The 13750-nt window shown below is 69.3% G+C and carries 12 protein-coding genes; 10 read left to right on the top strand and 2 right to left on the bottom strand.

Annotated features, from left to right (window positions below; genetic code table 11):
* Positions 1–56: 56 nt before the first annotated feature.
* Positions 57–455 carry a RidA family protein gene (locus tag AB0J04_RS36455; protein ID WP_363172896.1) on the top strand — a complete coding sequence of 133 codons (399 nt, stop codon included), beginning with the start codon at positions 57–59 and terminating at the stop codon, positions 453–455.
* A gap of 4 nt (positions 456–459) precedes the next feature.
* Here the strand turns inward: AB0J04_RS36455 and AB0J04_RS36450 are convergent, their stop codons facing one another.
* A complete protein-coding gene (locus AB0J04_RS36450) occupies positions 460–1446 on the bottom strand; it encodes a tryptophan dimethylallyltransferase family protein (RefSeq protein ID WP_363172895.1) in 987 nt (328 codons plus the stop codon).
* A gap of 378 nt (positions 1447–1824) precedes the next feature.
* On the bottom strand, positions 1825–2400 hold the full coding sequence (locus AB0J04_RS36445; RefSeq protein WP_363172894.1) for an adenylosuccinate lyase: 576 nt from the start codon (positions 2398–2400) through the stop codon (positions 1825–1827).
* A gap of 387 nt (positions 2401–2787) precedes the next feature.
* Here AB0J04_RS36445 and AB0J04_RS36440 point away from each other — a divergent pair, with 387 nt between their 5' ends.
* The 9 genes from AB0J04_RS36440 to pssA all read left to right on the top strand — a co-directional run bounded on the left by AB0J04_RS36440 (position 2788) and on the right by pssA (position 13708).
* Positions 2788–4593 carry a 3-hydroxybutyryl-CoA dehydrogenase gene (locus tag AB0J04_RS36440; protein WP_363172893.1) on the top strand — a complete coding sequence of 602 codons (1806 nt, stop codon included), beginning with the start codon at positions 2788–2790 and terminating at the stop codon, positions 4591–4593.
* Between the two features lie 136 nt (positions 4594–4729).
* The gene (locus AB0J04_RS36435) at positions 4730–5542 is read left to right on the top strand and encodes a TetR family transcriptional regulator (RefSeq protein ID WP_363172907.1); all 813 of its coding nucleotides are present in this window, start codon (positions 4730–4732) and stop codon (positions 5540–5542) included.
* Positions 5543–5973: 431 nt separating this feature from the next.
* Positions 5974–7317: a crotonyl-CoA carboxylase/reductase gene (ccrA, locus tag AB0J04_RS36430; RefSeq protein ID WP_363172892.1), complete on the top strand. Its 1344-nt coding sequence runs from the start codon at positions 5974–5976 to the stop codon at positions 7315–7317.
* 17 nt (positions 7318–7334) lie between these two features.
* The gene (locus tag AB0J04_RS36425) at positions 7335–9362 is read left to right on the top strand and encodes a protein meaA (RefSeq protein ID WP_363172891.1); all 2028 of its coding nucleotides are present in this window, start codon (positions 7335–7337) and stop codon (positions 9360–9362) included.
* On the top strand, positions 9359–10318 hold the full coding sequence (locus AB0J04_RS36420; protein WP_363172890.1) for a CoA ester lyase: 960 nt from the start codon (positions 9359–9361) through the stop codon (positions 10316–10318). Before AB0J04_RS36425 ends, AB0J04_RS36420 begins: the two co-directional genes overlap by 4 nt.
* 4 nt (positions 10319–10322) lie before the next feature.
* On the top strand, positions 10323–10835 hold the full coding sequence (locus AB0J04_RS36415) for a MaoC family dehydratase (RefSeq protein ID WP_363172889.1): 513 nt from the start codon (positions 10323–10325) through the stop codon (positions 10833–10835).
* Complete coding sequence (locus AB0J04_RS36410) at positions 10835–12040, top strand: acyl-CoA dehydrogenase family protein (RefSeq protein WP_363172888.1); 1206 nt, start codon at positions 10835–10837, stop codon at positions 12038–12040. Before AB0J04_RS36415 ends, AB0J04_RS36410 begins: the two co-directional genes overlap by 1 nt.
* Before the next feature lie 170 nt (positions 12041–12210).
* The gene (locus AB0J04_RS36405; protein ID WP_351905144.1) at positions 12211–12867 is read left to right on the top strand and encodes a phosphatidylserine decarboxylase; all 657 of its coding nucleotides are present in this window, start codon (positions 12211–12213) and stop codon (positions 12865–12867) included.
* Between the two features lie 22 nt (positions 12868–12889).
* Positions 12890–13708, top strand: a complete 819-nt coding sequence (pssA, locus tag AB0J04_RS36400; RefSeq protein ID WP_363172906.1) for a CDP-diacylglycerol--serine O-phosphatidyltransferase — start codon at positions 12890–12892, stop codon at positions 13706–13708.
* Positions 13709–13750 lie beyond the last annotated feature (42 nt).

Here is a 13750-nt window from a genome sequence, read left to right as displayed (position 1 = left end):
ACGGTGACCGCCGGCCCGTCGGGGGCGTTGTCAGACCCATGGTCCACCATGGACGCATGAGCGAACTGACCAGGATTCCCGCCCCCGACGGCGTCGCCGCCGCGGCCCAGTACGCGCATGTGGTGACGGGCGTCGGCCGGTTCGTGGCCGTCGCCGGTCAGCTCCCGCTCGACGAACACGGCCGACTGGTCGGCGAGGGCGATCCGCAGGCGCAGGCCCGCCAGGTCTTCGAGAACCTGAGGCGGTGCCTGGCCGCGGCCGGGGCGAGCTTCGACGACGTCGCCAAACTCACCTATTTCGTCACGGACATGGCCCATATGCCCGCGATCCGCGCGGCCCGGACCGCCCACATATCCGACGACCGGCTCCCGGCCGCCTCGGCCGTCCAGGTGGCCGCGCTGGTCCGCCCGGAGTTCCTGATGGAGATCGAGGCGTTCGCGGTGGTGAGCGAGTGAATCCTCAGCCCACGGGGGCGGCGTACGTGTTGAACCGCAGGTAGAGACCGATGTCCGCGGGCATGTCCGGCGAGATCGTCCGGTAGCTGCACAGTTCCTGCAACTGCCCGGCGCCCTCCGGCTGCTCCGCCGTCAGCTGCCGCAGGATCTCGGCGTGCGGGAGCGGGTCGAGCCCCTCCAGCTCCATGAGCCGGGCAACGCGTACGGCCGCCTCCGCGTCGGTGCGGGTGTTGTCCGGCAGGCGCAGATAGACGTTGGCCTCCTCGGGGCCAAGGACGCCCTCCCGGAACGCCAGGCAGGTCATCGGCTCGTTGCGCACGGTGCCGCTGTCCCGCCCGTAGATGACGGCGCGCGCCCGGGCCGCCCGAGCCGGGTCGTAGCGGTGCGCCAGGGCCGCCACGGTGTCCAGCTCGGCCATCGGCATGGGTCTGTGCCGGAAGTAGACCTTCACCCGGGAGGCGTCCCCGCCGTCCAGGTCCAGGGCCATGAGCTCCAACTCGTGTCCTTGGCGGGCGAATTCCTCGGCGCGCCGCGCGACCGGCTCCCAGGCTGCCGCCAGGCCCAACCGGTGCATGGCCTGCGCCATGACCTCGTAGGCGCGTTCCAGGCCGTGCACCTGCGGGTTGAGGTAGACCTTGTAGCGGGGCCGCTCCCCCGGCTGCCAGGCCAGGGAGTGCCAGAGGGTGGCGCGGTAGCGATCGGGGGCGGAGGCGAGGAACAGGTCCTCGATGCCCAGGTACTGCGTGATGTCCGTCCCGGGTCTGGTGGCGAGTCGCCGCGTCAGCTCCCGGCCGGCCTCCTGGCAGCCGTGCGGGGTGCCGTCGGAGCCGAGCGATTCGAACAGGATGCGGACCTCGGGCCGGCCGGCCTTCCAGCTGACGGAGAGTTCGGCGGGGAAGCCGTCGGCCGAGACGAACGAAGGCGGCTCGCAACGCGTTCCGACGGGCCGCTCGGCCCACGGGTGGAGCACTTCCCGCAGGTCCTGAAGCACGCTCTTCGTCTCCCACGGATCAGTCCCCAGACCACGGCAGACTGCCGACCATTTCTCTTCCAGGAACTGCCCGAATGTCTTTGCCGGTTCTTGAGGCGATCTCAGGACTGGTATCTCGTCGGGAAGTTGTGTGCTGGTCACGGCCTATCACCCTCCACAGCCGGACTGGTCCGGCTCGTCCGCGGTCACTTCGGCAGCAGCCCGACGGGCGCGCCGAGCCATTGCAGTTCGGCGGAAGGCGATCTTCCCCTCGCGAAGGTATTCGAATCTCGAACTAATTGGCGATATACGCGGGGCTTCCGCATATCAGGAAGGTGAAATGCGCCCAGCGAACAGGGAGTTGAGGACCAGGTCGGAACCTGACGGTCCGACAGCGGCTCAGCGCTGCCGGGGGATGCGGGCCAGCGCGCGCACGGCCGCCTGCGCGAGCACCGGGTGGGCGAGGGCGTCGTTCAGCACCGGGCGGGCACGGCCGTCCCCCAGCGCGCCGAGCCCGTCGACACAGGCGAGGGCGACCCGCCGGTAGGGATCGTGCGGCCGCAGCCGTCGGCTCAGCGTCGTGATCAGCGCGGGCACGGACTCGGGCGCGCGCAGTTCCACCAGCAGCCGGACGGGGTGCAGGGCGTAGGCCACGCGCAGTTCGTTGGTGGCCAGGGCGGCCGCGGCGCGGGCGGTACGGGGGTCGCCGAGACGGGCCAGCGCGTGGGCGGCGGAGGCGCAGCGCGGCGGATCCCGGTGGTTGAGCAGCAGGACGAGCGCCTCGAAGGCCCGCCGGTCCCCGGCGAGCCCCAACCGGAACGCGGCCAGCTCCCGCGCCCACAGCGGCTGCCCGGACTCGATGAGCACATCCGCCAGTTCGTCGTGGTCCGTGGTGCCCGTCAGCCGCTCATAGGCGGCCGTCGCGCCGGACTCGCGCCGTAAGCGCTCCGTGAGTGATCGCAACTCTTCGTCCATGCGACGAGCCTAGGCGCTGGCCGCGGACGAGCCGAATACGTCACAGCTTTGAGGGCTGGCGCGCTCGTTACCCGCCGGTTAAGCTCATAAGAGCGAGTTACCCACTCGCTTCACCTCCTCGTGGCGGCCTGGTGACGCAGTCGCCGCGAGAGTTCGGTTCGGTACTTCGTACCGCTGTACGACCCGGCCACGGGACAGGGCCGGTCGGATCTCCCGTTCGCCCCGGGGCGTGTGCACGCCCCTGGCGACGGCACCGGGCGTGTGCGCCTGCAGCCCGGCAACACCCGCACTCCTTTCTTCCGCACCCGGTGCGCCCGGACCTCGCAGAGGTCTCTTCGGCGCACCCGGGCGCGTTCCCAGTCGTCACCTTCAATCTGGAGTCCCGCGATGGCCGCTCCCCTGTCCGACACCCCTCTGTCCCCGCTCCGGACGATCGCCGTCATCGGCCTCGGCACCATGGGCACCGGCATCGCCGAGGTCCTGGCCAAGGCCGGCCGTGAGGTGATCGGCATCGACGTCAGCGAGGACCTCACCGCACGGTCCCTCGCCGCGCTGGCGGCCGCCACCGACCGCGCCGTGCAGCGCGGCCGGCTCACCGAACAGGAGCGCGGGTCAGCGCTGGCCCGTGTCCGCGTCTCCACCGATCTGCGCGACGCGGCCGACGCCGACCTCGTCATCGAGGTGGCGCCGGAGTCGTACGAGATCAAGCAGCAGATCTTCCGCGAGCTGGACGCGATCGTGCGCCCCGAGACCATCCTCGCCACCGGCACCAACGCGCTCTCCGTGACCCGGCTCGCCGCCGACTCGGCCCGCCCCGAACGGGTGCTCGGCCTGCACTTCTTCAACCCGGCGCCGGCGATGAAGCTGGTCGAGGTCGTCTCCTCGGTGCTGACCGCGCCCGCCGCCGTCACCGCCGTCACCAACCTCGCCCTCGACCTCGGCAAGGAGCCCGTCGCGGTCGGCGACCGGCCCGGATTCGTCGCCGACGGCCTGCTGTTCGGCTACCTCAACCAGGCCGCCGCGATGTACGAGGCCCGGTACGCCTCCCGGGAGGACATCGACGCGGCGATGCGGCTGGGCTGCGGTCTGCCGATGGGCCCGCTCGCGCTGCTCGACCTGATCGGCGTCGACACGGCCCGTACGGTCCTGGAGGCCATGTACGCCGAGTCCCGCGACCGGCTGCACGCGCCCGCCCCGATCCTGGGGCAGCTCAGCGAGGCGGGCCTGACCGGCCGGAAGTCGGGCCGCGGCTTCTACACGTACGAGGCCTCCGGCAGCGCGACGGTCGTCCCGGACGCGCTGACGCCCCTCTCCGGCGTGGCCGGGGTCCCCGGACGGCCGGTCGGCTCCGTCGGGGTCGCCGGTTCCGGCACCATGGCCTCCGGCATCGCCGAGGTCTTCGCCAAGGCCGGGTACGACGTCGTCCTCGCCGCCCGCAGCGAGGAGAAGGCGCAGACCGCCAAGGCCCGGATCGGCACGTCCCTCTCACGCTCCGTCGACAAGGGGCGGCTGACCGCCGAGACCGCCGCGCAGATCCTGGACCGGGTCACCCCGGCCGGCTCCTACGACGCCTTCGCCGACGTCGACCTGGCCCTGGAGGCGGTCGCCGAGGACCTGGAGATCAAGCGGCAGCTGTTCGCGACGCTGGACAAGGTGTGCAAGCCCGGCGCCGTCCTCGCCACCACGACCTCCTCGCTGCCGGTCGTCGCCTGCGCCCGCGCCACCTCGCGCCCGCAGGACGTGATCGGGATGCACTTCTTCAACCCGGCGCCGGCCATGAAGCTGGTCGAGGTCGTCCGCACGGTGCTGACGGCCGACGACGTCCACGCGACGGTGCGTGAGGTGTGCGCCCGGATCAAGAAGCACGCCGTCGACTGCGGCGACCGCGCCGGCTTCATCGTGAACGCGCTGCTGTTCCCGTACCTCAACAACGCGATCAAAATGGTGCAGGAGCACTACGCGACCCTCGACGACATCGACGCCGCGATGAAGCTGGGCGGCGGCTATCCGATGGGCCCCTTCGAGCTGTTGGACATCGTCGGACTCGATGTCTCGCTCGCCATCGAGAAGGTCCTGCACCGCGAGTTCCGCGACCCGGGACTCGCTCCGGCCCCGCTCCTGGAACACCTGGTGGCCGCGGGCTGCCTCGGCCGCAAGACCGGCCGTGGCTTCCGCGAATATGCCCGCCGCTGAGCGGGACGGCGACTGGTTCACCGACGACCGGGACTGGGGCGGGCTGCTCGACCCCACCGGCACACCCCCGCCCGCGGAGGGCGGGGGAAACCCCGGACACGCGCACCGAGCTGCGGACATGCAGTACGTTCGGGTCATGTCCCAGCCCGCCAGGTCCTCACGTACACCAGCCACGCCCGACGCGCCGGAGAGTGCCGCAGGCACCCGCGCGGCCGCCCAGCGGCTCAAGATGCGCCGAGAACTGGCGGCTGCGGCCATGGAGCTGTTCTCCACGAAGGGGTACGAGGCGACCACCGTCGACGAGATCGCGGCCGCGGCCGGAGTCGCCCGCCGTACGTTCTTCCGCCACTTCCGCTCCAAGGAAGAGGCGATCTTCCCCGACCACGACGACACCCTGATCCGGGCCGAGGCGGTGCTCAACGCGGCCCCGGCGCACGAGCATCCGCTCGACACGGTGTGCCGGGGCATCAAGGAGGTCATGAAGATGTACGCGGCCCGGCCGGAGATCTCGGTCGCCCGCTACAAGCTGACCCGCGAGGTGCCCACCCTGCGCGAGGCGGAGATCGCGTCGGTGGCCCGCTACGAGCGCCTCTTCACCCGCTATCTCCTCGGCCACTTCGACGAGCACGCGCACGACGACGACGCCAACGACGACCCGCTGCTCGCCGAGGTCGCCGCGTCCGCCGTGGTGACCGCCCACAACCACGTCCTGCGGCGCTGGCTCAGGGCGGGCGGCCAGGGCGACGTCGAGGCCCAGCTCGACCACGCCTTCGGGATCGTGCGCAAGACGTTCGGGACCGGCATCGGCGCCGGCCGCAGCACCGCCGGCGCCCCGCAGCCCCCGGCGACGATCTCCGCGCAGGGCGAGGTGCTGGTGACGGTGGCCCGCACCGACGCCCCGCTGGACGAGGTCATGCGCACCATCGAGCAGGCTCTCAAGGAGCGCTGAGCCGGCCCGGCCACCCCCAGGGCCCCCTGACCGCAGTGACGACGGCCACCCCACCGGGTGGCCGTTTTGGCATGTCAGAGCACCTTTTCGCGCACCTTTCCCACCCCGTTCGATCGATCATCGCTCATTTGTTACGTAAAGATTTCAGCTGAGAGGAAGTTCTGGCACTCAGTGCCTTGCGAGGTGACACGCGGTGTCATACGTTGAAGGTGTCCGGGCGGCCGGCGTGCAGAGACCTTTCGTACGTCGGCTGTCCCCGCAAACTCAAGGTTTGCGCGCCCGGACGCCTGCGTCACAGGCAACCTCCCGCGCCACAAAGCGCTGCCGAACAGCACCTCCGCCGAACCGACGGCACTTCCCCAACCCCTCAGCAGCACCGACGCAACCCTCAGAGCCCCGCCCTCAGGGCGCTCACCGCCGGAGGCAACACCGTGACCACAAAGGACATCCTGGACGCGATCCAGTCGCCGGACTCGACGTCGGCCGACTTCGCCGCTCTGCCGCTCCCCGAGTCGTACCGTGCGATCACCGTGCACAAGGACGAGACGGAGATGTTCACGGGTCTGGAGACCCGCGACAAGGACCCGCGCAAGTCGATCCACCTCGACGAGGTGGCCGTGCCCGAGCTCGGCCCTGGCGAGGCCCTGGTGGCCGTCATGGCCTCCTCGGTCAACTACAACTCCGTGTGGACGTCGATCTTCGAGCCGATGTCGACGTTCGGCTTCCTGGAGCGCTACGGCCGGCTCAGCGAGCTCACCAAGCGGCACGACCTGCCGTACCACGTCATCGGCTCCGACCTCGCGGGCGTCGTCCTGCGCACCGGGCCCGGCGTCAACGCCTGGAAGCCGGGCGACGAGGTCGTCGCGCACTGTCTGTCCGTCGAGCTGGAGTCGTCCGACGGCCACAACGACACGATGCTCGACCCCGAGCAGCGCATCTGGGGCTTCGAGACCAACTTCGGCGGCCTCGCCGAGATCGCGCTCGTCAAGTCCAACCAGCTGATGCCGAAGCCGGACCATCTGTCGTGGGAGGAGGCGGCGGCCCCCGGGCTCGTCAACTCCACCGCCTACCGGCAGCTGGTCTCCCGCAACGGCGCCGGGATGAAGCAGGGCGACAACGTCCTGATCTGGGGCGCCAGCGGCGGACTCGGCTCCTACGCCACGCAGTTCGCGCTGGCCGGCGGCGCCAACCCGATCTGCGTCGTCTCCTCGCCGCAGAAGGCGGAGATCTGCCGGGCCATGGGCGCCGAGGCGATCATCGACCGCACCGCCGAGGACTACCGGTTCTGGAGGGACGAGCACCACCAGGACCCCAAGGAGTGGAAGCGCTTCGGCAAGCGCATCCGCGAACTCACCGGCGGCGAGGACGTCGACATCGTCTTCGAACACCCCGGTCGCGAGACCTTCGGCGCCTCCGTCTACGTCACGCGCAAGGGCGGCACGATCGTCACCTGCGCCTCGACCTCGGGCTTCAACCACGAGTACGACAACCGGTACCTGTGGATGTCGCTGAAGCGGATCATCGGCTCGCACTTCGCCAACTACCGCGAGGCCTGGGAGGCCAACCGGCTGGTCGCGAAGGGCAAGATCCACCCGACGCTGTCGAAGGTCTACTCCCTGGAGGAGACCGGCCAGGCCGCCTACGACGTGCACCGCAACCTCCACCAGGGCAAGGTCGGCGTGCTCGCGCTGGCCCCCGAGGAGGGTCTGGGCGTGCGCGACGAGGAGAAGCGCGCCCAGCACATCGACGCCATCAACCGTTTCCGCAACATCTGAGACTCCTGAGGTCATCGATGACTGAGCGTCAGAAGGACCGGCCGTGGCTCATGCGCACGTACGCCGGTCACTCCACGGCCGAGGCGTCAAACGAGCTGTACCGGCGCAACCTCGCCAAGGGCCAGACCGGCCTGTCGGTCGCGTTCGACCTGCCCACGCAGACCGGCTACGACTCCGACCACGTCCTCGCCCGCGGCGAGGTCGGCCGGGTCGGCGTGCCGGTGGCCCATCTCGGCGACATGCGCAGGCTGTTCCAGGACATCCCCCTGGAGCAGATGAACACCTCGATGACGATCAACGCCACCGCCATGTGGCTGCTGGCGCTCTATCAGGTCGTCGCCGAGGAGCAGGGCGCGGACATCACCCGGCTCCAGGGCACGACCCAGAACGACATCGTCAAGGAGTACCTGTCCCGGGGCACGCATGTGTTCCCGCCCGGGCCGAGCCTGCGGCTGACGACGGACATGATCGCGTACACGGTCTCCCACCTGCCCAAGTGGAACCCGATCAACATCTGCAGCTACCACCTGCAGGAGGCCGGGGCCACGCCGGTGCAGGAGATCTCGTACGCGATGTCCACGGCGATCGCCGTGCTGGACGCCGTCCGGGACTCCGGGCAGGTGCCGGCCGAGAAGTTCGGCGACGTCGTCGCCCGGATCTCCTTCTTCGTGAACGCGGGCGTCCGCTTCGTCGAGGAGATGTGCAAGATGCGCGCCTTCGGCCGCCTCTGGGACCAGGTCACCCGCGAGCGCTACGGCATCGAGGACGCCAAGCAGCGCCGTTTCCGCTACGGCGTCCAGGTCAACTCGCTCGGCCTGACCGAGGCGCAGCCGGAGAACAACGTCCAGCGGATCGTGCTGGAGATGCTGGCCGTGACGCTGTCGAAGGACGCACGCGCGCGTGCGGTGCAGCTGCCCGCCTGGAACGAGGCGCTCGGTCTGCCGCGGCCCTGGGACCAGCAGTGGAGCCTGCGCATCCAGCAGGTCCTCGCCCACGAGAGCGACCTGCTGGAGTACGAGGACCTCTTCGAGGGCTCGCACGTCGTCGAGGCGAAGGTCGCCGGGCTGGTCGAGGAGTCCCTCGCGGAGATGGAGCGGATCGAGGCGATGGGCGGCGCCATGGCCGCCGTCGAGTCGGGCTACCTCAAGTCGCAGCTGGTCTCCTCGCACGCCGAGCGCCGGGCACGGATCGAGTCCGGCGAGGAGAAGATCATCGGCGTCAACATCTTCGAGACGACCGAGCCCAATCCGCTGACCGCCGATCTCGACACGGCGATCCAGACGGTCGATCCGGCGGTCGAGGCGCGGGTCGTCGCCTCGCTCCAGAACTGGCGCGACACCCGTTACCAGCCGCCCTTCAACCACCCTCGCCCGTGCAAGGCGCTGGAGCGGCTGAAGGAGGCCGCGAAGGGTACCGGCAACCTCATGGAGGCCACCCTGGAGTGCGCCCGCGCCGGGGTCACGACCGGCGAGTGGGCCGGGGCGCTGCGCGAGGTCTTCGGCGAGTTCCGGGCGCCGACCGGCGTGTCGTCGGCACCGGTGGCGGTGCCCGCGGAGGAGGGTTCGGCCATGGCCGACGTCCGCCGCCGGGTCGAGGCGACCGCGAAGGACCTCGGCGTCGGCAAGCTGCGGTTCCTGGTCGGCAAGCCGGGTCTGGACGGGCACTCCAACGGCGCCGAGCAGATCGCCGTACGCGCGCGTGACGCCGGGTTCGAGGTGGTCTACCAGGGCATCCGACTGACTCCCGAGCAGATCGTCGAGGCCTCGCTGGAGGAGGACGTCCACGCCGTGGGCCTGTCCATCCTCTCCGGCTCGCACGCCCAGCTGGTCCCGGACGTGCTGGAGCGGCTGCGTGTGGCCGGTGCCACAGACATACCCGTGATCGCCGGTGGGATCATTCCGAACGGAGACGCCGAACAGCTGAGGGCTGCGGGCGTGGCGGCGGTCTTCACCCCGAAGGACTTCGACATCACCGGAATCATCGGTCGCATCGTCGACGAGATCCGGAAAGCGAACAAGCTCGACCCCTTGGAGGTCCCCGCATGACTCTCAACCGTCTGCGTCCCCGCCGCTCCTGTCTCGCGGTACCGGGCAGCAACCCCCGCTTCCTGGAGAAGGCGCAGGGTCTCCCGGCGGACCAGGTCTTCCTCGACCTGGAGGACGCGTGCGCGCCGCTCGCCAAGCCCGAGGCGCGGCACACCATCGTCAAGTTCCTCAACGAGGGCGACTGGACGGGCAAGACGAGGGTCGTGCGCGTCAACGACTGGACGACCGAGTGGACCTACCGCGACGTCGTGACGGTGGTCGAGGGGGCCGGCCCGAACCTCGACTGCATCATGCTGCCGAAGGTGCAGAACGCCCAGCAGGTCGTCGCCCTGGACCTGCTGCTGACGCAGATCGAGAAGACGATGGGCTTCGAGGTCGGCAAGATCGGCATCGAGGCGCAGATCGAGAACGCCCAGGGCCTCAACAACGTCAACGAGATCGCGACCGCCTCCCAGCGCGTCGAGACGATCATCTTCGGCCCGGCCGACTTCATGGCGTCGATCAACATGAAGTCGCTGGTCGTGGGCGAGCAGCCGCCCGGCTACCCGGCGGACGCCTACCACTACATCCTGATGAAGATCCTGATGGCGGCGCGCGCGAACAACCTCCAGGCGATCGACGGCCCCTACCTCCAGATCCGCAACGTCGACGGCTACCGCGAGGTCGCCCAGCGCGCCGCGGCCCTCGGCTTCGACGGCAAGTGGGTGCTGCACCCGGGCCAGGTCGAGGCGTCCAACGAGATCTTCTCGCCGTCGCAGGAGGACTACGACCACGCCGAGCTGATCCTGGACGCGTACGACTACTACACGTCCGAGGCGGGCGGCAAGAAGGGCTCGGCGATGCTCGGCGACGAGATGATCGACGAGGCCAGCCGCAAGATGGCCCTGGTCGTCTCGGGCAAGGGCCGCGCCGCCGGCATGAAGCGCACCAGCACGTTCGAGATCCCGGAGGCGTGACGCGATGCAGTTCGGGCGCACCTACGAGGAGTTCGAGGTCGGGGCGACGTACAAGCACTGGCCGGGAAAGACGGTCACGGAGTACGACGACCACCTCTTCTGTCTCCTCACCATGAACCACCACCCGCTCCACATGGACTCCAACTATGCGGAGAAGACGACGGACTTCGGCAAGAACGTCGTCGTGGGCAACTACGTCTACTCCCTCCTGCTCGGCATGTCCGTGCCGGACGTCTCCGGCAAGGCGATCGCCAACCTGGAGATCGAGTCGCTCAAGCACGTGGCGCCGACCTTCCACGGCGACACGGTCTACGGCCAGACGACCGTGCTCGACAAGTGGCCGTCGAAGTCGAAGGACGACCGCGGGATCGTGTACGTCGAGACCAAGGGCTACAAGCAGGACGGCACGCTCGTGTGCGTGTTCCGCCGCAAGGTGATGGTGCCGACCGAGACGTACATCAAGGAGCGCGGCGGCGAGCAGCCCGGCCGCCCGGAGCTCAAGGAGCAGGAGAAGTAATGGCACGCCTCGCCCAGACCGCCGGTCTCACCGACGTCCAGCAGGAGATCCTCTCCACCGTCCGCGACTTCGTGGACAAGGAGATCCTCCCGGTCGCGACCGAGCTGGAGCACCGCGACGAATACCCGCAAGCGATCGTCGACGGCCTCAAGGAGTTGGGCCTGTTCGGTCTGATGATCCCCGAGGAGTACGGCGGTCTGGGCGAGTCGCTCCTCACCTACGCGCTCTGCGTCGAGGAGATCGCCCGCGGCTGGATGTCGGTGTCCGGCATCATCAACACGCACTTCATCGTGGCGTACATGCTCAAGCAGCACGGCACGCAGGCGCAGAAGGACGAGTACCTGCCGCGGATGGCGGCCGGCGACGTCCGCGGCGCGTTCTCGATGTCGGAGCCGGGTCTCGGCTCCGACGTCTCGGCGATCGCCTCGAAGGCGGTGAAGGACGGCGAGGAGTACGTCCTCGACGGCCAGAAGATGTGGCTGACGAACGGCGGGACGTCCTCGCTCGTCGCCGTCCTCGTGCGAAGTGACGAAGGACACCCGGAGGGCACTGCCCCCCACAAGTCGATGACGACCTTCCTGATCGAGAAGGAGCCCGGCTTCGGCGAGGTCCGCCCCGGCCTGACCATCCCGGGCAAGATCGAGAAGATGGGCTACAAGGGCGTCGACACCACCGAGCTGATCATGGACGGGCTGCGCCTGCCCGCCGATCGCGTGCTGGGCGGGGTCACCGGCCGAGGTTTTTACCAAATGATGGACGGCGTCGAGGTGGGTCGCGTGAACGTCGCGGCGCGTGGCTGCGGCGTCGCCCAGCGTGCGTTCGAGCTCGGCGTCCAGTACGCCCAGCAGCGGCACACGTTCGGCAAGCCGATCGCCCAGCACCAGGCGATCCAGTTCAAGCTGGCCGAGATGGCTACCAAGGTCGAGGCCGCCCATGCGATGATGGTGAATGCCGCACGCAAAAAGGACTCCGGGGAGCGAAACGACCTCGAAGCCGGTATGGCGAAGTACCTGGCCTCCGAGTACTGCAAGGAGGTCGTGGAGGACGCCTTCCGGATTCACGGGGGCTACGGTTTCTCCAAGGAGTACGAGATCGAGCGCCTCTACCGGGAGGCCCCGATGCTGCTGATCGGTGAAGGCACCGCCGAAATCCAGAAAATGATCATCGGACGCAGACTGCTCGAGGAGTATCGGTTCCAGGGCTGATTGTCCGGGTTGGGGGTGTTTTCTTCGAGAAGAAGATCACACCCTGTCAACTTCCCTCAGCCGTCGACTCGGCTTCCTGGCTTACCCAGTTGTGGCACCGAACCGCTACCATCGCGGAAAGCCGCCGTCCCCCTGTCGAAGCGCGGCATCATCCGCTACGAAGGTCATCCATGCCCCACAGCCAAACCTCTGCACACCGCGACAGCCTGGTGGGCGCACGCCTCGCGCGCGGAGCATCGCCGTGGCTTCTGCCGACCGTCGCCACCGCAGCCGTCAGTCTGCTCCGCGCCCGCCGCTCGGGCGTGGCGAAGGCCGTCGCCGTGCCCGCCACCGCTCTCGCGGCGGGCATGCTGTGGTTCTTCCGCGACCCCGAGCGCGAGATCGCGCAGGGCCGGGTCATCTCCCCCGCCGACGGTGTGGTGCAGAGCATCATGCCGTGGAAGGACGGGCGCACCCGGGTCGCGATCTTCATGAGCCCGCTCAACGTCCACGTCAACCGCGCGCCGCTGGCCGGCACGGTGACGTCCGTCGAGCACATCCCCGGCGGGTTCGTGCCGGCGTTCAACAAGGAGAGCGAGAACAACGAGCGCGTCGTCTGGCACTTCGACACCGAGCTCGGTGACATCGAGATGATCCAGATCGCCGGCGCCGTCGCCCGCCGCATCGTCCCCTACCTCCCCGAGGGCACGAAGGTCGAGCAGGGCGAGCGGATCGGCCTGATCCGCTTCGGTTCGCGCGTCGACATCTACCTGCCCGAGGGCGTTGAGGTCGCGGTCGAGGTCGGGCAGAAGACCACGGCGGGGGTGACTCGCATTGACCGTGATTGACCCGGAGACGCAGGCCGGCTGGGTGCCGGAGGCCGACGAGGTGGACGAAGAGGAGGAGATGCCCCTCTCTCTCCGCCTGTCGATAGCGGACACCCTCACGCTCGGCAACGCCACGTGCGGCTTCATGGCGGTGTACTTCACGACCACCGGCATCCTGATCCCGCACCTCACCGACAGCCAGGAGTCCGGCATGGCGCGCAACAGCGCGGCCACGGCGGTCATCCTGATGCTCTGCGCGGCGGTCTTCGACCTGTTCGACGGCCTGGTCGCGCGCAAGCTGCGCTCCTCCCCGATGGGCGCGGAGCTGGACAACCTCTCGGACCTGGTCAGCTTCGGTCTGGCGCCGGCGTACTTCGTCCTCGTCTACGGCATGGTGGCGGACGACGCGTACCAGCGGGTCGCCGCGGTCGGAGCGATCGTCGTGCTGTTGGCGGTGGTGCTGAGGCTTGCGAGATTCTCGTGCGTCACGGTCAAGGACGGCACCTTCCAGGGCATGCCGTCGCCGTTCGGCGCACTGACGGTCGTCTCGATCGTGCTCCTGGAGCTGCCCTTCGCGGCGACGCTGATGGCCATCCTGGGCACCGCCTGGCTGATGGTGAGCCGCGTCGAGTACCCGAAGCCGCGGGGCCGGCTCGCCGGCGCGATGCTCTCCTGGATCGTGCTGTCGATGGGCCTGCTGGCGGCCTGGGCGTTCGACGCCCCCGGCGGTCAGCTCCTGCTCCAGACGGGCTGCGCGCTGCAGCTGGTCATGGGCGCGGTCATCCCGCTGTTCGCCACGGCCCGCCGGGTGAACAACTTCCGCGACAACCGACGCGAGGCCCGGGCGGCCCAGACCCCCTGATCCTCCTCCGGCATGCGAAACGGGTGTGGCCCGAGCCACTTC

This window comes from Streptomyces sp. NPDC050263, assembly GCF_040655955.1.
In the GTDB taxonomy this organism is placed as follows: domain Bacteria; phylum Actinomycetota; class Actinomycetes; order Streptomycetales; family Streptomycetaceae; genus Streptomyces.
This window is presented reverse-complemented; position numbering and strand designations above follow the sequence as displayed.

Excerpts from the sequence above, each read along its gene's own strand:
- AB0J04_RS36455 (WP_363172896.1), top strand. The coding sequence starts at position 57 with ATGAGCGAACTGACCAGGATTCCCGCCCCCGACGGCGTCGCCGCCGCG.
- AB0J04_RS36445 (WP_363172894.1), bottom strand. The coding sequence starts at position 2,400 with ATGGACGAAGAGTTGCGATCACTCACGGAGCGCTTACGGCGCGAGTCC.
- AB0J04_RS36440 (WP_363172893.1), top strand. The coding sequence starts at position 2,788 with ATGGCCGCTCCCCTGTCCGACACCCCTCTGTCCCCGCTCCGGACGATC.
- AB0J04_RS36435 (WP_363172907.1), top strand. The coding sequence starts at position 4,730 with ATGTCCCAGCCCGCCAGGTCCTCACGTACACCAGCCACGCCCGACGCG.
- AB0J04_RS36425 (WP_363172891.1), top strand. The coding sequence starts at position 7,335 with ATGACTGAGCGTCAGAAGGACCGGCCGTGGCTCATGCGCACGTACGCC.
- AB0J04_RS36420 (WP_363172890.1), top strand. The coding sequence starts at position 9,359 with ATGACTCTCAACCGTCTGCGTCCCCGCCGCTCCTGTCTCGCGGTACCG.
- AB0J04_RS36415 (WP_363172889.1), top strand. The coding sequence starts at position 10,323 with ATGCAGTTCGGGCGCACCTACGAGGAGTTCGAGGTCGGGGCGACGTAC.
- AB0J04_RS36410 (WP_363172888.1), top strand. The coding sequence starts at position 10,835 with ATGGCACGCCTCGCCCAGACCGCCGGTCTCACCGACGTCCAGCAGGAG.
- AB0J04_RS36405 (WP_351905144.1), top strand. The coding sequence starts at position 12,211 with ATGCCCCACAGCCAAACCTCTGCACACCGCGACAGCCTGGTGGGCGCA.